Genomic DNA, 16,142 nt, shown 5'->3' with positions numbered 1-16,142 from the left:
CAGGGCTTCTGGCCGAACAACGTCCCCCCGAACAGCCGGTGTTGATCGCTGAGCACAGCCGTCAACACCGGCACCGCCCACGAACTGAGCACCGAACAAGACCTGTCAAATAGGAGACACCGCCATGGCCAAATTCCTGCTCAGCGTCCATGTGCTGGCGGCGATCCTGCTCATCGGACCGGTCACCATCGCGGCGAGCCTGTTCCCCCGCTACGCGCGCCAGGCACTGACCGACGGACCCGAGCGGCAGTCGGCCAAGGGCTCGGTCCTGCTGCTGCACCGGATCTGCCGGGTCTACGCCGTGGCCGGCGTCTCCGTGCCGGCCTTCGGTGTCGGCACCGCCCAGGTGATGGGCGTGATGGACAGCGCCTGGCTCATCGCCTCCATGGCTCTGACAGCGGTGGCCGCCGTCCTGCTGGGCATCGCGGTGCTCGGCACCCAGGACGACGTGGTCACCCAGCTCGACAACCCCGAACAGACGCCCACCGCCGCGGAGTCCCTGATCGCCCGGCTGCCCCGTCTGTCGACGATCACCGGCCTGTTCGCCCTCGCCTGGCTGATCGTGGTGGTCCTGATGATCGTCCGCCCCGGCTCGACGACAGGCGCATGACGGCTCAGCCACCGCGGTGAGCCCCGCGCGCTGCGAGGCCGGGGGCGAACGTGGCGCCTTGGCAGGAACGCGCGTAGTCGCGTGCCGTCGTGCCCATTCCACCACCCCCAGGTCGGCACGCTCACCCTCACCTCCCAGTCCCTGCACGTCGAGGGCACCCCCGGCCGGCGCATCGGCGTCTACACCGCCGAACCCGGCACCCCCGACCACGACGCGCTGCTCCTTCTCGACATGACCGCACCGCGACCGGCGCAAGGACTCACGCCCGCCCCCAAATCCACCCGTCAGCAGCTGTGAGCCGGCACTTCCGCCACGAAGACGGATCTGGCCGCTACAACCCGGGAGTGATCAAGAAACTGTCCCGCATCGCCGCCACGCCCGCCCTTCGCTGCGGGCCGGTAATCACATCGACCTCCTCGCGGGTGGTGCCTACTCTGTGCGCATGGCTCATGCAAAGACCTCGTACGTCTGCCTGCCTTGCCGGGCCTCGTACAAGCAGCCTCACGGCGGGGATCAACGGCGGATCTGCCCGCGGTGTGCGGAACCGCTGATCCATGTGGGGTCGGCCTTCGCTGTGCCCCGACGGCGGGACACCGAGGCGTGGCGGACACTCTCGGTGTTGCTGAACGCGGGCGTGCGTTTCCACAAGAGCTGTTGCTGCGGACCCGGCTACCGGCCTCGCACCCTGCGCGAGGTACGCGAGCGGATGGCGTACGCGCGCCGGACCGGCAGGCCTTTCGCCGAAGCGCTCGTACTGCGTGACCTGCCGTGACCGGGCCTGCCGGCCTGGCGCGACTCGTGACGCCGCCGACCGCCCCCATCGACGCTCACGGGGACTGGACTGCTGCCGAGACCGCACTCGGCACTCGGCTGCCTGACGACTACAAGTGGCTTGTCGGCACGTACGGTTGGGGGAAGTTCTGCGACTTCCTCTACCTTCGGACCCCCTTCGGCACGAGCGGGTACAACGGCGTCCAGTGGCAGAACGGACACCTGCCGAGATCCGGATCGGCTACCCACCCGAAGACACGGAACAGGTTCGCCGGCGCCTGCTCGCTGCCGTTCACCTCATGGGATGCCACGTTCTTCAGGTCACGACCGCAACCGGGACTGCCCTGCCGACCTGGGACGCTGCCACGGACGACGAGCAGTAGCCCGGAGCAGCCGGAACGCTTCACCGTGAGCACAGCGCCGGCTGACCCGGCGCTACGCACTTTGCCGCCTGCGACAGACCTGTCGGCGTGACGTCGCCTGCGGTCGAGGATGTCCGGAAACCGACTCGGTCACGTGGACCCGGTGCCCGTACGCACATGCGACGACATCCTGCGGTCCCCGTCCGGCGCCGGGTCGGCCGGTCCGGGCTCCCCGCTGGTACCGGCCCCTGGAACCGGGCGTCCGGGGGCCGACTCGGTGCTCTCGCCGAGGAAGCCGCCCGACTGGTGCTGCCACAGCTTGGCGTAGGCGCCGTTCGCCGCGAGCAGCCCCTGGTGGGTGCCCTGCTCGACGACGCTTCCACGGTCGAGCACGACAAGACGGTCCATGCCGGCGACGGTGCTCAGACGGTGGGCGACCACGAGGGCCGTACGTCCGTCCATCAACCGCCACAGCGCGTCCTGGACGAGGAGTTCGCTCTCCGAGTCCAGTGCGCTGGTCGCCTCGTCGAGCAGCAGGATCGGGGCGTCGCGCAGGATGGCCCTGGCGAGGGCGACGCGCTGGCGCTGGCCGCCCGAGAGTTTGACTCCCCGCTCCCCCACCAGGGTGGCGAAGCCCTCGGGGAGTTGGTCGGCGAACTCCGTGACATGCGCGGCCGCGGCCGCCGCGTGGATCTCGTCGTCGGTGGCGCCGGGCCGGGCGAAGGCGATGTTGTCCCGCAGGCTGCGGTGGAACATGGCGGGTTCCTGCGGGACGTAGGCGATCAGTGAACGCAGGTCGCTCTGGCGCAGGCGGCTGATGTCCTGACCACCGATCAGGATGCGTCCGTCGTCGATGTCCGACATCCGCAGCAGGAGCCGGGTGAGTGTGGTCTTGCCGCCGCCGGACCTGCCGACCAGACCGATCCGTGCGCCTGCGGGCACGTCCAGGTCGAGTCCCTGGAAGATCGGCTTCGCGCCCGCGTGGGCGAAGGTCGCCGCCTCGAAGCGGATTCCGGTGTCCTGTGGTGCGAGCGATTCGGGTTCCGTCGGGTCGAGCACGGTGGGCGGATCCAGCAGCAGCTCCGTGAACTGGGCGGCCTCGGTCATCGAGCTTTCCAGACGCCGGTAGATCTGGTTGAACTCAAACATAGGTTCAATGCTAGTATCCGAATACGAGGTACTGCCTCGACCTGCACTGATGGCGGCGAGTCAGCCTTGGAACCGGAGAGTCGGCATGCCACGTACTGTTACGCCAAAACTTAGCTTCGCCAGGGAAACCTTCATACGTCAGCGTGCCGCTGCCTCCGGCTCCAGGGATGTGGCCTACGCCTACGCGAGCCTCCTGCGCCGCTTCGAGCGGAGCGTGAACGACTGCCACACGGGCACCATCCGGGCCCATCACATCGAAGACTTCTGGTACGGCCCGGGTGGTCTGTCGGACACCTGCAAACCCCAGACGCTCGGCAAGTACCGCAACGACATGAAGCAATTCTTGTCCTTCATGCACCGACGCGAATGGACGAAGTACACCCCTGACTTCCTTCTCGACGGCATCCGCGAGAAGTCGACAAGGGTGAACCGCAACCGCTACCGCATGACTCGGGCGGAGCTTCGGCAACTGATCGCGACGGCCAGTGACCCCCGGGACGTCGCCCTCATCTGCTTCGTCGCCTGTACCGGGGTGCGCATCTCGGAAGCCCTGTACATGCGCATTCGAGACGTGAGCTTCAGCAAGTCCGAGCTGTACGTGTACCTGCCGAAGACGAAGCAAGAGGTGACCTACCCACTCGCCTCGGACCTCGAAGCGGCCCTTCGGGACTGGCTTACCGCCTACACGGGCCAGGTCGGGAAGCTCAAAGCGTCCTTCTACCTGTTCCCTGCGTTCCATGGCCGCAGATGGGTGACGGGTGGCGGAAGGATGCCCGCAGGGCAGTACAACCCTGAGAGTCGGATCACCGGCCCGAACCGCCTCCTGGCCCCGATCGCCGAGGGGGCCGAGATCGACCTTCAAGAGGGCGACGGGTGGCACACCATCCGCCGATCCTTCGCCCGCATCCTCTACGACGACTGCGTGAGCAGCGGCCACGATGCGGCCCTTCGGATCGTGCAAGCGGCCTTGAATCATGCAAGCGTGAAGACGACCGAGCACTATCTAGGATTGAACCTCGAACGGCAACAATTCCACAGCATCATGAAGGGCCAACCGTTCCTCACCGCGGATGTGGATCCGAGTAAGATCGTCACTCTCGACGAACGAAGGGCAAGCGGTGGCTAGGGAAGTCGTCATCACGATCAGGTGCGACACGAAGGCGTGCGGGAGCAAGGACGAGACGGAAGAGTTCGTCATCCTGCGCGACGGCAAGCCGAAGACGGTTGCGCTCTGCCGCGTGCACAAGGGCCCCGTTGTCGAGGCGTACGAAGTCGGCAGTGATGAGGCTCCGCCCACGCCGAAGAAGCCCCGTCGAGGCTCTCACGCGGTTGTGGCGATCGAGGATTGGAAGCCCGAAGACCAGTAGGGCCCAACGCATAGAAACCCCCGACCCAACAGGGCCGGGGGTTTCGTCATCTCTCGATCTCGCGCAACAGGTGCTCCTTGCAGTTGTCGCAACGCCACACGCCAGGAATCCGCGGGTGCCGTTCGAGGCCGGCGGGCCCGCACGTAGGGCATCTACCAAAGGCCATCGGGTCCAACGTTCTCTTCGTGTACGTCCCGGTCTATCGGCATGATCACGCCCCGGAAGCTCGGGCCGATCTTGACCAGGATCGGTTCCTTCGAGTTGTAGACGTACATGTCTAGGCACCGGTCTAGGTTCGCGTCGCCCGTCTTGACCTTCGGGGCCTTGACCTTCGAGAACATGGCCAGAAGGGCCGCGTCGAACGCCACCAGCTCGGGGAGCGCGGGCGTCTTCCGTTCGAGGCGTGTAAACAGGCTGTCGAGCATCTCCCATAGCCGGTCGTCTGCTTGGGCCGACACGTCCTGTCCGGTCGCGGGTACGTCGTTGTTGCCAGGGCGGAAGATCAGGCCGTCATGGGGCTTCAGCTCGAAGCGGCCGAAGCCCTTCTTGTCCTTCCTGCCCGCGCTGTCGAGGTCGGCGAGAACCGACCGGTCAACGTGCACCGTCAGGCCCCCCTCGGGGCCGATGTAGTCCTCGACGGGACACACGTCCTGGCCGATGGCGTACCCGTTCGTTCCCGTGAACCGCAGGCCGGCCGAACTCACCTCTACGCGGGCCGTCTTGACCATGCTGCGGGCCGGGAGGAACGCCAGGGCGTTGTATGCGGCCCTGGCCATTTCCTCGCTAGGCAGCGTCGCGGACGCTTCCAACTTCCCTCCGTTCCAACTCGCCGAGTAGGTGGGCAAAGGCCGTGAAGGCCTGTTGCGGCACTACGCCGTCCCCGATGGCCTTGAGCTGGTGGCCTCGGTCCAGGCCCGGAACCTTCGTGATCCATCCGCACGTGACGCCCATGAGCCACTCGGCGAAGCGCGGAGCCAGGCGGACGCCGCCGCGCGGGCCGTACTCGATCGGTACGGGGGCCGGTTGGGCCGTGAGGACTTCCCAACGGCGCACGGCGGGCGCGAAGTCGCCCCACCATTCCGAGGGCGAGAAGTCACCCCCGTAGTCGGAGCCCGGCTCGACGTTCAACAGGAAGCACGTCTCGTCTTCGAGGGTCGGCCCGTGGCCGCCCTGCTTCCGCTTCTGGGGATGCTGGGGGGCACCGTTCTTGCCGAGATTCGCCGTGGGCGTCTTGAAGAGCTTCTCGGTCCGGTCTCGGGGCCAGAGTCGAGCCATGGCCGTGACCAGATCATCGCCACCGGCTCCGGGCCGGTCGGCTTTCGCGAAGTCGGGCCCTCTGCGTCCGTCAGCGGCCGTCGGGGTCGGCAGGAGCGGCAACGAGAAACCACCGATCACGGTGGTGGGGGGCACCAGCGGCGGACGCTCGATAGCACGTCCAGACCGCGTCATACCCGCACGCGGCCAGATCCCCGAGTACGCGGTCGATTCCTCGACTTCGGATAGCGGAGACGTTTTCCAGGAAGACGAGTCTCGGGCGAAGTACGCGAACGGCTTCAGCAACGTTCGCCCAGATTCCCGACCGCGCACCTTCGATACCAACCCGCTTCCCCGCATTCGAAATGTCTTGGCACGGGAAACCGGCCGTGATGATGTCTACTCCCTGGCTCTCAAGCTCTAGCCAGTCGATAAGGGTGATGTCCCCGAGGTTGGGCACCCCAGGGAACCGCCGTTCGAGAATCAGGGACTTGTGGGGGTCGTTGTCAGCAACCCACGTGACGACACCCCCCGTTAGGGCCGCTACGGCCATCCCCAACCCGCCATATCCGGCGCACAGTTCGAGGATTCGAGGGGCCGCAAAGGGCCCGTTGCTCAAAGGCCAAGCCCCCGAATGGCGGTGCCCCACGGCTTGCCGATGTCTTGACGGCTCTGCGCCCGGTTGTAGGCGTACAGAGTCTCTTCGGTGGCCTGCGGGAAGAAGTGCGCCACCACATCCGAGGCGGGGCAGGATTCCCATTCCTTCAGGGCGGCCAGCGGCACGCCGAGGGCGTTCAGGGCGTAGGCGACCATGCAGCCGGGGGCGAGAAGGTCTTCATTCTCCCTGGCGCGGTGTACGTAGTAGCACCGGTTCGTTCCGGGCTCCATCCATTCCGGCGATTCGTAGACGTAGCCGGGACTGTCTACGGCGACCGTGCGGAGAGCGATCTTCAGGTCTGCATCGGTTACCGGCTTCGGTACCGCTACCGGCTGCATCCGCTCTTCCGTCGTCGTGTGGAAGAGGTCGGCATAGACCTTCTGGCGTTCCTCGGCCGGAAGCTTCGAGAGATCGATCGGGATGTTCACCGCAAGGATGTCGTCGTTGCTCACTTGTGCTTACCTTTCAGGAAAAGAGAATCCAACCGATGAAGAGGCCGAGAAAGAAGAGGCCCATCAGGCGTAGACCTCCTCATCGGGCTTGCCGTAGTTCACGGCGTATTCGTAGGCAACGAACGCGTCCCGGATCCGGTAGGCGGCTTCGCGGAGCGGCTTCTTTCCGCGCCCGTCGGCTACGTAAAGCTCGGCAACGGCTACGTCGTAGTGAGGGAGCCCCGAGAAGGGGGCGATCATTTCGAGGGCCTTCTGAAGGTTCATTCGAGGCTCTCCAAATGCTAGTTACCGGACACGGCGATACGCGCCATGGCACGAGCGGCCCGCCTCCGACTCTCGGCCGGCGGGTTGCTGGTGGTGGAGTAGCGGAGGATCCCCCCGGCCACATCGAGCCGCGCGGCGAATCCGTGCTTGAAGACCGGGTCACGGTCCTCGGGACCGTTCTCGACGTAGCGGTTAGAAGCGGCAACATCCTGGGCGGAAAGGAACACCGGGGCCTTCTCTCTCTTGCTGGTCGACGCCCCCTCGGCGTCGCCCTGACTACGTTCCAAATACTAGGTTCGCTCCCCTGGCGGAATCAAAGGTGGCCAGGTCGGGGGCCACATGTGGGGCCTCGGGCCCGCTAACACTTCTCTCCCTGGCGACAGTCAGGGGGTAAGGGGGTCGGCTGTAGAGAGCGGAGCGAACGGAAGCCGGGGGGATCGGGGGATCTAGCTAGAGAGATAGCTAGGTAGCGAACGCTAGAGAGCTACCTAGCACGAGCACCCTGAAGGGTGCTCTATATAAGGACTCATCTAGAGCCAGGGCATTAGAAGCCCTGGCTTTAACAGTTCTACTACTCATGAAAGCTAGACGGGGAAACCCCGGAAAGAGGGGTTCCCCGCTATGCCGTACTCAATGTGCTCACGACATAAGAAGCTCTATCCGCTGGGCACGCAGTGCCCGCACTGCACTACTCCACCCCGTAAGCACAAGAGTAAGAACACCCGCCGTGCGGGTGCCTATGACTATCAGTGGCAGAAGGTAAGAGCAGAAGCCATAAGGCTTCAGCCTTACTGTTCGTTCTGCGGTACCGCTGAAGACCTAACCGGTGACCACATCGTTCCCCTCAAAGAGGGAGGCATGAACACGCTCGACAACGTGCGTGTCCTATGCCGCTCGTGCAACACGAGACGAGAGAACGACTACCGAAGAGGCTTGCGGTACTAGCCACCCCCACCATGCTTCGAGCCTTCACGGCTCGACCACTCCCCCAGACTTGCGTGACGTCCTGGTGCCGAAACCGGTAGGGACTGCACGCGGCCCCGAAGAGGGCCGAGAACACACCAGACGAAGAACTTTCAAGCTTCCTGGCTCAGAATCTCGGCTGATCTGACGAGAGGGGGGATCTGAAACTCTGGAGCCATCCCTTTCCGCACCCGCGTCTTTCCCTCGGCGTGAGCGTGCGGGGGTTGGCCCGAACTGGTGGGAATCCGCGGATCCCTCCGGATGGCGGAGCGAACACCTGCCAAGGCATCTGACCAGCGCGGATCCCTCCGCGTTGGATGCACAAGCTATTTCCCAGAAAGGGGAATTCCGACTTTAGAGAGGTTGCACCGTGCCCGGACCGCCCCCGAAGCCCTCGAAGCTGACAGAGCTTCGCGGCAACCCCTCGAAGAAGACGCTCACGACGGAGCCTGAACCCACCAGGGGAGCCCCTCGGCCCCCTGCCGATCTGAAGGGCGAGGCTCTCGCCGAGTGGGGCCGGATCGTCCCCGAGTTGGACAGCCTAGGCCTTCTGACGAAGGTCGATCGGGCTTATCTGGTGGCCTACTGCGAATCCTGGGCGTCCTTCAATGCGGCCAGGGAAGCCCTGGCCGAGTACGGCCCTCTTGTGGCCGGCCGCGACGGCGGCCTAGTCAAGAATCCCGCGTCTCAGATCATGCGTGACGCGGCTGATCTCATGCTGAAGTTCGGTAGCCGCTTCGGCTTGTCTCCTTCGGACCGAACGCGGCTCTCTGTGGCCCCTAAGTCTGAGGATGGCCCCGATGCTCAGGTGTTGTCGTTGCTCTCTTGAGCCGCTGAAGGACTGCGCTTCTCCCCGCGGACTGGGATGTGATGGTCGATAAAGGGATGGACCTTCTTGAAAGCCATGCCGTGCCTGACCTTCGTGATCTTCCGGTTGGGGTCGATTCTCCATCGCCGCCCTAGCGCGTCCCGTAGCTCAAGCACAACGGGCGTGTCGCGCATCCGGAGCTTGACTCTGTCCACCTTCCCGGCTGACGAGCGAATGAGATGCATTCCGGTCGTTCTTTTCTTCCAGCTATTCTTATCGCGGACCATCTCAATCCGCTCCGCCTTCTTCGGTTCCAATTTTTCAATGACGGCAAGCAATTCGCCCGATTCCGGGTCTGTGACCACGATCTCGTAAGCGCCAACGTCACTCGTATTAGACACGTTCAAGATGTACTTGAATGATGCGGGTTCGTCGTCGTCCTCCTGGCTGACCCACGCACCCACCTTGCTTGCCTGTGCGCGCTTCTCATCTCCCCTGCTGCGCGAGAACGTGATAGCTGCGAAAAGCAACGATCCGCCGGTCAGGATACTGCCGACCCATGCCGGGACGGTTCCCAAGTCCCACTCGTCGAACAATCCGCTCGCTATCGCGTATGAAATTTCCATGGAAGCACCATAGACGCAGGATGCTGCATCCGCTTTCTGGTTAGCCCGTAAGGGGCAATCTGGCCCCTTACGGGGCCCATGGGGTGAGTACTGGGGTTGAGGCTCGAAGGGCAGCCGAGGCTCCCCCGGTACTCCCCTGAAGGTTCCTATACAAGAAGGACCGGGTTGCCGTAAATGAGATAGCCCACAGAGCTACCCACAATATCATGGGCGGGCGCATTAGCGCCGTGGCGCGACATTCCGCGGATGTGTTCATTTCGTACTGTGGCGATGGGTTCAATCCGCACCCCGAGGACAGCGTTGGCTTCGGTGCTCTGTCCAACGTATTCCTTGAACTCCTCAATCACGTCAGCCGCCCTGTCTGCGAAAGATTCCAGGAAGTGAAGCCCCCACGTGGTGGAAATCTGCATACCTGCCACCGCATCGGTTGTGTATAGAAATACTTTCTGCGTCATGTTGGCATGTTCCGTCATGCCAACAGAGTGCGCAACCGAAAGTAGCCCGAATGGGTAAATGCAACAAGGGTTCCTAGCTCAATCGGTAGAGCGTCGGCGTGAAATGCCGAAGGTTGATGGTTCGAATCCATCGGCTCCCACAGTGGGGTAGCTCCCCTCTTCCTGAAACTCCCCCTGATCAGGGGACGGATGGAATGCGCACTTCGTCTAGCGGCTAGGACTCCGCCCCTTCCGGGCGGTAACGCGGGTTCGAATCCCGCAGTGCGCCCTATCGGGCACGTCGTTTAAACAGCGGGGGATCTCATGCCTTACACGCAGACCACACGTAGCTACCGGATGGCTCTTGACGAGACGTTCGAGATTCAGTTTCAGCTTCCGGCGGGTGTCGAGCGGTCGACCAGTCTCGACGAGAAGGCGACAGCCGTGATCGACGCTTACCGCGTGTTCGCGGCGGCGGCCGGCCGAGAGGTCATGTCTCAGCTTTGGTACGGAGAGTTCAGCTCGACGCAGGAAAGCACTCTTGTGCTGGAGCGCAACTAGGTGGCGCGGCGGAGACGCGGTAAGGGTTGGCTGTCTCGCCGTGAGTACGCGCTGAAGCGACGTTGCGAAGAGTGGGGCGTTCCGTACGAGAAGGTTTCTCGCGCGGCTGTGTTCCGGCGGAACGGCTGGATATGCCAGCTCTGCGGGAACCCTGTCGACCGGGCTATCCGATTCCCGAAGCCTCTTTCGGCTTCCCTCGATCACATCGTTCCCCTGTCGCACGGCCCTGGCACACCGGGGCACGTGGCCGCGAATTGTCAGCTAGCACACCTCGGCTGCAATTCGTCGAAGGGGAATCGCGTGTGAGTGATTGGGCTCCGTAACCGTTCTATTCCACGTGAAGAGAACGATACGGCGGAGGGGGCAGCGTGAGCGACATTATCCGCTCCCCCTTCGGCCCAATCGATCCGCGTGAGGGCTTCTTCCATTACGACGAGAAGAAGGCCACGCACGCAATCAACTTCATTGAGAAGCTGATTGTCCATACGAAGGGCCGCCATGCGGGGGACCCGTTCATCCTCGATCCCTGGCAGAAGGCCGAGATCATTCAGCCGCTCTTCGGAACGGTTATGTGGGATGACCAGTACGAGGAATACGTTCGGCAGTACCGCATTGCGTGGCTGGAGATGGCCCGCAAGAACGGGAAGTCGGAACTTCTTAGCGCGTTCGCGCTTCTCGGCCTGGTGGGCGACGGCGAAGAGAGTGCCGAGGTTTATTCGGTCGCGGCGGACCGCGATCAGGCCGGCCTGGTGTACAGCACGGCGAAGCGCATGGTCGAGCTGAATCCGATTCTCTCGAATCGGCTTGAGATCATCGACTCTAAGAAGCGCATCATCGACCGGAAAACCAACAGCTTCTATCAGGTGTTGCCCGGTGACGCTGCGGGTGCCCTCGGAACGAACCCTTCGATGGTTCTCTTCGACGAGGTTCTTACGCAGCGGGACCGGCACCTGTGGGACGCGATGCGGCAGGGATTCGGTACGCGGCGTCAGCCGATCATGATTGCGGCAACAACCGCGGCCTACCGCACGGCCGCGTTCGCCCTCGAAGAGCACGAGCATTCGCTACGCGTCCGCGACTTGCAGAACCTCGACCCTGCCCGATTCGTGTTCGCACGGAACGTGCCGGACGACTGGGATTGGAAAGACGAAGGGGCCCCGCCCTCGGCGGAGCATCCGAAGGGGACCGGTTGGTATCTCGCTAACCCTGCCCTCGGTTCCTTCCTGAACATCAACAACCTGCGGGCCGAAGCGATGGAGGCGGCCGAGAAGCCGACCGCGCAGAACGCGTTCCGGGTCTTCCGCCTTAACCAGTGGGTTAGCCAGGCCAACCGTTGGTTGGACATGCACCTTTGGGACGAGAACGGTTCACAGAAGGTGGACCGGGACCGGCTGAAGGGCCGCCCCTGTTACGCGGGTATCGACCTGGCAGCAACCGGCGACTTCAACGCGTGGGTTCTTCTGTTCCCCGGTTCGCCGACGGATCCCGAGGCGGACGGCTGGACGGTCGTTCCGCACTTCTGGGTTCCTCGGCCGGCCATCGACCGGCGGGGCCCGATGAAGTCGAGCTTCGAAGTCTGGGAACGGGACGGCCACTTGACGGTGACCGAGGGTCCGACAACGGACTTCAAGGCCATCTTCCGGCACGTCGCCAAGGATGCCGAGGACTTCCGCATTCGGTTCTTCGGCTATGACCCATGGAACGCCACTCAGCTTGTCAACGAGCTTGAAGAGAACGGCCTTACGGCCGTCAAGGTGCCGCAATCGGCGGCCAGGCTGAACGACCCGAGCAAGGCGATTGAAGCCGCTCTCGCGGCCAGGGAGCTTCGCCACGGCGGTCACCCGGTTCTTCGCTGGATGGCTGACAACGTCGAGTTGGACGTTACGGGCGACGGTTTGGTGAAGCCGAGTAAGGCGAAGTCGGGCGAGAAGATCGACGGCATTGCGGCTCTGGCAAACGCCTTCTTCCTTACGGCCATTCCGGTCGAGGAAGAGGTTCACGTGACCTTCGTGAACTTCAACGACGACTTCACGGACGAGCAACTAGAAAGTCTGCTCACTCCGCCGAGTCGACAGAAGGACTTCTTCCTAGAAGAAGACGACGATTAGGAGATTCATGGAACGGCCCGACGTGGGCCGCCTCCTCCGTTCCGTCGTGAATTCGTTTGTCCCGAACGTCTTTCAGGTGGGCAGCCTCGGCATGGCCGTTGTTGCTGCTTATGACGTTGCGCGCCCCCTCGGGCATCTCGCGTTGGCCGTTGGCCTCGGGCTGATCGGTCACGCCACGGACGGGGGCAAGCGGTGAGCCTGTTTACACGCATCGGCGAGTTGCGTACCGCCGTGAGCGGCGCGGTTGGCGACTGGGACCGCAACGTTGAAGCCCTGGCCACGCGCACCTCTTCGGGGCGCAAGGTGAACCGACGCAACTCCCTTCAGATGATCGCGGTTTACGCCTGTCAGTCCCTGATCGGGGACGCCGTGGCATCCCTGCCCGTGGATCACTACACGCTGAAGGATGGCCGACGGGAAGGCGTAGACCCGATGCGGTCGCCCCGTTGGGTGCGACAGCCGAACCCTTTCCAGACGTCTTACGACTTCTGGTTTCGGGTCGTCGTCAGTCTTCTGACCGACGGGAACGCGTTCCTCTACACGCTGCGGAACGACCGGGGCGAAGTCGCGGCTCTGTACTGCCTGCATCCGCAGGCCGTAAGCATCGTCGAGGGCCCGCTAGGCGACAACAAGTATCAGGTGTCGGACGATCAGGGCAGCGTTCAGGGAACCTTCGATCGGTCCCAGGTTCTTCATATCGCTGCGTTCACGATGCCGGGTTGCAGTCGGGGGCTTTCCCCCGTCGACATGGCGCGAGAGGCTATCGGGCTCGGTCTTACGGCCGAGGAATTCGGGTCCCGGTTCTTTGAGCAGGGAACGACGATGGCCGGTGTCATCGAGCATCCCGGTACGCCGCGCCCGGATGAAGCGCGGCTTCTTCGGGACATGTTCCGGAAGTCGCATGCGGGTGTGAAGAACTCCCATTCGGTCGGTGTCCTGACTGGTGGGGCTTCCTTCAAGCCGATCACGATCAGCCCGGAACAAGCACAGTTCCTCGAAACGCGCCGGTTCCAGAAGTCCGAGATTGCGCTTCTCTACCGCGTGCCCGCGTATCTGGTGGATTCAACGGTCAGTTCGACGTGGGGCACGGGCATTGAGGAACAGAACAAATTCTTCGTTGACCAAACGCTGATGCCTTGGATCGTCCGCATAGAGCAGTCCGTTTCGACGTTCCTGCTGCCGGGCTTTCAGTACATCCGTTTCAACGTCGACGCCCGACTTCGGGCGAAGACGAAGGACCGGTACGAGAGTTATCAGCTTGGCCTTACGAACGGCTTCCTGAACTCGGATGAAGTCCGGGCAATGGAAGACCTCGGGCCGCTCCCGAAGAAGCTCGGGCAGCGGTTCTACCGGCCGCTCAACCTCGGCGTTGTCGGCGAGGAAGAGAAGGCCGCGAAGGAAGGGAAGCCTTCGGCCGGCCAACCGCCGGTTGCTCCGCCGATTCCTCCCGCCGATCCGAACGCGGACCCAAACACACAAGACCCGAACGTAACGGATCAAGGGAACAAGGATGACGCTGGAACGCAGGACGGTACCGACTGAGTTCGAGACTCGATCCGAAGGCGGGACGTTCACCTTCTACGGCTACGCGCTGAAGTGGGACGCCCGTTCTCAGAATCTCGGAGGATTCCGGGAACGCGTCGCCAATGGGGCGACCACGGAGGCTATCGAACAGGACGACATTCGGGCCCTTTACAACCATGACCCGAACATGGTTCTCGGCCGGAACCGAAGCGGAACGCTTCTCCTTTCCGAGGATTCGACTGGCCTTCACTACGAAGTTCCGATGCCCGACACGTCGTATGCGCGGGACCTGGCAGTGTCCATGGAACGCGGCGACGTAACACAGTCGAGCTTCGGCTTCCGCGTGAAGGCCGATGGCGACTCTTGGGCCGAGGACGACGACGGTTTCCCGCTTCGGACTCTCACCCGAGTTGGCCTCTTCGACGTTAGTCCGGTCACGTACCCGGCTTACAACGACTCGACTTCTGGTGTCGGGTCCCGCGCGCTCGAACTACTCGCAGAGCAGCGCGGCATTCCTGTTGGGCGGCTTGACTCGCCGGATGCGATCCGGGCCGCCATTCGGGGCGAAGTCGAGGTTCCGCAGCCTGTAGAGGCGCGGTCCCGCTCCCTCGATCTGCACGACCGGGATCACGAAGCGTTCGCGCTTACCCTTCGTGCGCTGCGGCTCTAGGCCCCTTTTTTTGCCTCGAACCTAGCATTTGGAGCGGCGTTCACCGCTCCCTCTTTTTTTGCCCTGAACCTAGCATTTGGAGAACCTGGTGGACTTCGCCGCTATCGCTACTGCTGCGCTCGAGAAGCGCGCAAACCTGGTGTCCGAGATTCGTTCTGTCGAGGCTGACACCACCCTGTCCGACGCTGAGAAGCGTGAGCGCGTCGAGCGGATCGACGGTGACGTTCGCGCGGCCGAGGTCGAGGCCCGTGACGCTGTTGAGCGTGGCGAGCGTGAGGCCGAGGTTCGCGCCCTGGCCGACCGCGCGGGGAGTCTGGTCGTTCCCGGTAACCCGCAGCATCGCGGCCAGGAGCGCGACGAAGCGGCCGAGCTTCGCGCCGTTGCGCGCGGTGAGCTTCCGGGCGCGGACTTCGACATTCGTACGGCGACCGTGGGCACCGCGGCGAACGCGGGCAACACTGCCCCGAACACATTCGTTGCCCAGGTGATCGAGGCTATGCGCGTCCGGTCGGAGTTCCTCGGCCTGGCCCGCACGGTCACCACCAGCTCGGGCGAGACGCTTGAGTACCCGGTCAAGAATGCGCGGCCTACCGCTGCGCAGGTGGCCGAGAACGCGGCGTACGGGAAGAGCGACGGTGCTTGGGGTAAGACCAACATCGGTAGCTACAAGTATGGCGTGATCGTCGAGGCCACGACCGAGATCATCGACGACTCTCAGCTTGACATCCTCGGCATTCTCGCCGAGGACGCGGGCGAAGCGGTCGCGGACAAGGTCATGGCCGATCTTCTGGTCGGCAACGGTTCGGGCAAGCCGTTCGGCTGGATCACCCGGTCTACGGGCGCGGTCAACGCGGCCAACATGGCGGGCATCAGCACGGACAACCTGATCGACCTTCAGCACTCGATCCTCAAGCCGTACCGCCGGAACGCGGTCTTCATGACCTCGGACACTGCGGTCCTGACCCTGCGGAAGCTCAAGGACGCGGACGGCCGCTACCTTTGGCAGCCGGCCCTCACTGCGGGGGCCCCTGACACGATCCTGGGCAGCGCGGTCATCACGGACCCGAACGTCGTAACTTCCGGCGCTGGCGCGAAGGTTGTGACCTACGGCGACCCCTCGAAGTACCTCGTTCGCCAGGTCAAGAACCTGCGTGTCGTGCGGTCCGACGAGTACGGCTACGACCGTGACGTTGTGGCCTTCAAGGTCACGTGGCGCGGTTCGGGTGATCTCTTCGACCTGGCGTCGGTGAAGTCCCTCACCGTTACCGCATAAGCAGAAACGTTTCTCCTCGGCCTGGCCCCTTCGGGGGCCGGGCCGTTCCCTTTCCCCAGAGAGAGCTATGAGAGTCCGAATCACTGCCCCCGGTGCGGGGCTTCTCGACCTTCAGCCGTTCCCCGCGGTCGGCGAAGTGGTCGAGCTTCCCGAGGGCCTGGCCGTGTCCCTGCTGAACGACTCGCGGGCCGAGCTGGTGGCCGGCGCCGCTGCTGAGACGCGCGAGACGCGCACCGTAGACGCACCCGAGAAGCGCGGGCCCGGTAGGCCGCGGAAGTCGGTCTAGGG

At 63.8% G+C, this 16,142-nt stretch carries 23 protein-coding genes, 2 tRNA genes and 1 pseudogene; 17 read left to right on the top strand and 9 right to left on the bottom strand.

Features of this window, described 5'->3' with window-relative positions:
* Nucleotides 1-124 precede the first annotated feature (124 nt).
* From ABZ725_RS42115 to ABZ725_RS42105, 3 genes are all read left to right on the top strand, one after another.
* Entirely contained in the window at nt 125-610 is a 486-nt protein-coding gene (locus ABZ725_RS42115) for a DUF2269 family protein (protein ID WP_358807647.1), read from the top strand.
* A gap of 30 nt (nt 611-640) precedes the next feature.
* Complete coding sequence (locus tag ABZ725_RS42110; RefSeq protein ID WP_358807747.1) at nt 641-907, top strand: hypothetical protein; 267 nt, start codon at nt 641-643, stop codon at nt 905-907.
* Nucleotides 908-1,052: 145 nt separating this feature from the next.
* Nucleotides 1,053-1,382, top strand: a complete 330-nt coding sequence (locus ABZ725_RS42105; protein ID WP_358807646.1) for a deoxyxylulose-5-phosphate synthase — start codon at nt 1,053-1,055, stop codon at nt 1,380-1,382.
* Nucleotides 1,383-1,893: 511 nt separating this feature from the next.
* On the opposite strand, the pseudogene ABZ725_RS42100 reads toward ABZ725_RS42105, so the two are convergent.
* Nucleotides 1,894-2,892, bottom strand: a pseudogene (locus ABZ725_RS42100) (ATP-binding cassette domain-containing protein); the annotation flags it as partial.
* Between the two features lie 85 nt (nt 2,893-2,977).
* On the opposite strand from ABZ725_RS42100, the gene ABZ725_RS42095 reads away from it, so the two are divergent.
* Nucleotides 2,978-4,018, top strand: coding sequence for a site-specific integrase (locus ABZ725_RS42095; RefSeq protein WP_358807645.1), 1,041 nt, complete (start codon nt 2,978-2,980; stop codon nt 4,016-4,018).
* On the top strand, nt 4,011-4,259 hold the full coding sequence (locus ABZ725_RS42090; RefSeq protein ID WP_358807644.1) for a hypothetical protein: 249 nt from the start codon (nt 4,011-4,013) through the stop codon (nt 4,257-4,259). Before ABZ725_RS42095 ends, ABZ725_RS42090 begins: the two co-directional genes overlap by 8 nt.
* Nucleotides 4,260-4,411: 152 nt before the next feature.
* Here the strand turns inward: ABZ725_RS42090 and ABZ725_RS42085 are convergent, their stop codons facing one another.
* The 6 genes from ABZ725_RS42085 to ABZ725_RS42060 all read right to left on the bottom strand — a co-directional run bounded on the left by ABZ725_RS42085 (nt 4,412) and on the right by ABZ725_RS42060 (nt 7,174).
* On the bottom strand, nt 4,412-5,068 hold the full coding sequence (locus ABZ725_RS42085; RefSeq protein ID WP_358807643.1) for a hypothetical protein: 657 nt from the start codon (nt 5,066-5,068) through the stop codon (nt 4,412-4,414).
* A complete protein-coding gene (locus ABZ725_RS42080) occupies nt 5,043-5,534 on the bottom strand; it encodes a DNA (cytosine-5-)-methyltransferase (protein WP_358807642.1) in 492 nt (163 codons plus the stop codon). The genes ABZ725_RS42085 and ABZ725_RS42080 overlap by 26 nt, the downstream gene beginning before the upstream one ends.
* A 70-nt stretch (nt 5,535-5,604) precedes the next feature.
* Nucleotides 5,605-6,066 carry a DNA cytosine methyltransferase gene (locus tag ABZ725_RS42075; RefSeq protein ID WP_358807641.1) on the bottom strand — a complete coding sequence of 154 codons (462 nt, stop codon included), beginning with the start codon at nt 6,064-6,066 and terminating at the stop codon, nt 5,605-5,607.
* Nucleotides 6,067-6,128: 62 nt separating this feature from the next.
* Nucleotides 6,129-6,623, bottom strand: coding sequence for a hypothetical protein (locus ABZ725_RS42070; RefSeq protein WP_358807640.1), 495 nt, complete (start codon nt 6,621-6,623; stop codon nt 6,129-6,131).
* Nucleotides 6,624-6,686: 63 nt separating this feature from the next.
* Nucleotides 6,687-6,887, bottom strand: coding sequence for a hypothetical protein (locus tag ABZ725_RS42065; protein WP_358807639.1), 201 nt, complete (start codon nt 6,885-6,887; stop codon nt 6,687-6,689).
* 17 nt (nt 6,888-6,904) lie between these two features.
* A complete protein-coding gene (locus ABZ725_RS42060; protein ID WP_358807638.1) occupies nt 6,905-7,174 on the bottom strand; it encodes a hypothetical protein in 270 nt (89 codons plus the stop codon).
* Between the two features lie 334 nt (nt 7,175-7,508).
* On the opposite strand from ABZ725_RS42060, the gene ABZ725_RS42055 reads away from it, so the two are divergent.
* Together ABZ725_RS42055 and ABZ725_RS42050 are read left to right on the top strand one after the other, a co-directional pair.
* Complete coding sequence (locus ABZ725_RS42055; RefSeq protein WP_358807637.1) at nt 7,509-7,832, top strand: HNH endonuclease signature motif containing protein; 324 nt, start codon at nt 7,509-7,511, stop codon at nt 7,830-7,832.
* A gap of 388 nt (nt 7,833-8,220) precedes the next feature.
* Entirely contained in the window at nt 8,221-8,679 is a 459-nt protein-coding gene (locus ABZ725_RS42050) for a phage terminase small subunit P27 family (protein ID WP_358807636.1), read from the top strand.
* On the opposite strand, the gene ABZ725_RS42045 is transcribed toward ABZ725_RS42050, so the two are convergent.
* Both ABZ725_RS42045 and ABZ725_RS42040 read right to left on the bottom strand, forming a co-directional pair.
* The gene (locus ABZ725_RS42045) at nt 8,655-9,284 is read right to left on the bottom strand and encodes a hypothetical protein (RefSeq protein WP_358807635.1); all 630 of its coding nucleotides are present in this window, start codon (nt 9,282-9,284) and stop codon (nt 8,655-8,657) included. The genes ABZ725_RS42050 and ABZ725_RS42045 overlap by 25 nt on opposite strands.
* A gap of 146 nt (nt 9,285-9,430) precedes the next feature.
* Entirely contained in the window at nt 9,431-9,757 is a 327-nt protein-coding gene (locus ABZ725_RS42040; RefSeq protein ID WP_358807634.1) for a hypothetical protein, read from the bottom strand.
* A gap of 49 nt (nt 9,758-9,806) precedes the next feature.
* Here ABZ725_RS42040 and ABZ725_RS42035 point away from each other — a divergent pair.
* The 10 genes from ABZ725_RS42035 (at nt 9,807) to ABZ725_RS41990 (ending at nt 16,140) form a co-directional block, all read left to right on the top strand.
* Nucleotides 9,807-9,879: transfer RNA gene (locus tag ABZ725_RS42035), tRNA-Phe, on the top strand.
* Between the two features lie 56 nt (nt 9,880-9,935).
* A tRNA-Glu gene (locus tag ABZ725_RS42030) sits at nt 9,936-10,007 on the top strand.
* 35 nt (nt 10,008-10,042) lie between these two features.
* On the top strand, nt 10,043-10,279 hold the full coding sequence (locus ABZ725_RS42025; RefSeq protein ID WP_358807633.1) for a hypothetical protein: 237 nt from the start codon (nt 10,043-10,045) through the stop codon (nt 10,277-10,279).
* Entirely contained in the window at nt 10,280-10,585 is a 306-nt protein-coding gene (locus tag ABZ725_RS42020; protein WP_358807632.1) for an HNH endonuclease, read from the top strand.
* Between the two features lie 62 nt (nt 10,586-10,647).
* Nucleotides 10,648-12,387, top strand: a complete 1,740-nt coding sequence (locus tag ABZ725_RS42015) for a terminase TerL endonuclease subunit (protein ID WP_358807631.1) — start codon at nt 10,648-10,650, stop codon at nt 12,385-12,387.
* Between the two features lie 7 nt (nt 12,388-12,394).
* Entirely contained in the window at nt 12,395-12,583 is a 189-nt protein-coding gene (locus ABZ725_RS42010; protein ID WP_358807630.1) for a hypothetical protein, read from the top strand.
* Nucleotides 12,580-13,929, top strand: coding sequence for a phage portal protein (locus ABZ725_RS42005; protein WP_358807629.1), 1,350 nt, complete (start codon nt 12,580-12,582; stop codon nt 13,927-13,929). The genes ABZ725_RS42010 and ABZ725_RS42005 overlap by 4 nt, the downstream gene beginning before the upstream one ends.
* The gene (locus tag ABZ725_RS42000) at nt 13,898-14,581 is read left to right on the top strand and encodes an HK97 family phage prohead protease (protein WP_358807628.1); all 684 of its coding nucleotides are present in this window, start codon (nt 13,898-13,900) and stop codon (nt 14,579-14,581) included. Before ABZ725_RS42005 ends, ABZ725_RS42000 begins: the two co-directional genes overlap by 32 nt.
* Before the next feature lie 88 nt (nt 14,582-14,669).
* Entirely contained in the window at nt 14,670-15,854 is a 1,185-nt protein-coding gene (locus ABZ725_RS41995; RefSeq protein ID WP_358807627.1) for a phage major capsid protein, read from the top strand.
* A 67-nt stretch (nt 15,855-15,921) separates the two neighbouring features.
* Nucleotides 15,922-16,140, top strand: a complete 219-nt coding sequence (locus tag ABZ725_RS41990; protein ID WP_358807626.1) for a hypothetical protein — start codon at nt 15,922-15,924, stop codon at nt 16,138-16,140.
* The last annotated feature ends 2 nt before the right edge of the window (nt 16,141-16,142 follow it).

The organism is Streptomyces sp. NPDC006872 (genome assembly GCF_040635845.1).
Classification (GTDB): domain Bacteria; phylum Actinomycetota; class Actinomycetes; order Streptomycetales; family Streptomycetaceae; genus Streptomyces.
The sequence above is the reverse complement of the archived record's forward strand: the minus strand, read 5'-3'. Positions and strand labels throughout refer to the sequence as shown.

Coding starts and splice junctions, on each gene's coding strand:
- ABZ725_RS42025 (WP_358807633.1), top strand. CDS start 10,043: ATGCCTTACACGCAGACCACACGTAGCTACCGGATGGCTCTTGACGAG.
- ABZ725_RS42080 (WP_358807642.1), bottom strand. CDS start 5,534: ATGGCTCGACTCTGGCCCCGAGACCGGACCGAGAAGCTCTTCAAGACG.
- ABZ725_RS42040 (WP_358807634.1), bottom strand. CDS start 9,757: ATGACGGAACATGCCAACATGACGCAGAAAGTATTTCTATACACAACC.
- ABZ725_RS41990 (WP_358807626.1), top strand. CDS start 15,922: ATGAGAGTCCGAATCACTGCCCCCGGTGCGGGGCTTCTCGACCTTCAG.
- ABZ725_RS42095 (WP_358807645.1), top strand. CDS start 2,978: ATGCCACGTACTGTTACGCCAAAACTTAGCTTCGCCAGGGAAACCTTC.
- ABZ725_RS42055 (WP_358807637.1), top strand. CDS start 7,509: ATGCCGTACTCAATGTGCTCACGACATAAGAAGCTCTATCCGCTGGGC.
- ABZ725_RS42075 (WP_358807641.1), bottom strand. CDS start 6,066: ATGGCCGTAGCGGCCCTAACGGGGGGTGTCGTCACGTGGGTTGCTGAC.
- ABZ725_RS42105 (WP_358807646.1), top strand. CDS start 1,053: ATGGCTCATGCAAAGACCTCGTACGTCTGCCTGCCTTGCCGGGCCTCG.
- ABZ725_RS42010 (WP_358807630.1), top strand. CDS start 12,395: ATGGAACGGCCCGACGTGGGCCGCCTCCTCCGTTCCGTCGTGAATTCG.
- ABZ725_RS42000 (WP_358807628.1), top strand. CDS start 13,898: ATGACGCTGGAACGCAGGACGGTACCGACTGAGTTCGAGACTCGATCC.
- ABZ725_RS42115 (WP_358807647.1), top strand. CDS start 125: ATGGCCAAATTCCTGCTCAGCGTCCATGTGCTGGCGGCGATCCTGCTC.
- ABZ725_RS42065 (WP_358807639.1), bottom strand. CDS start 6,887: ATGAACCTTCAGAAGGCCCTCGAAATGATCGCCCCCTTCTCGGGGCTC.
- ABZ725_RS42045 (WP_358807635.1), bottom strand. CDS start 9,284: ATGGAAATTTCATACGCGATAGCGAGCGGATTGTTCGACGAGTGGGAC.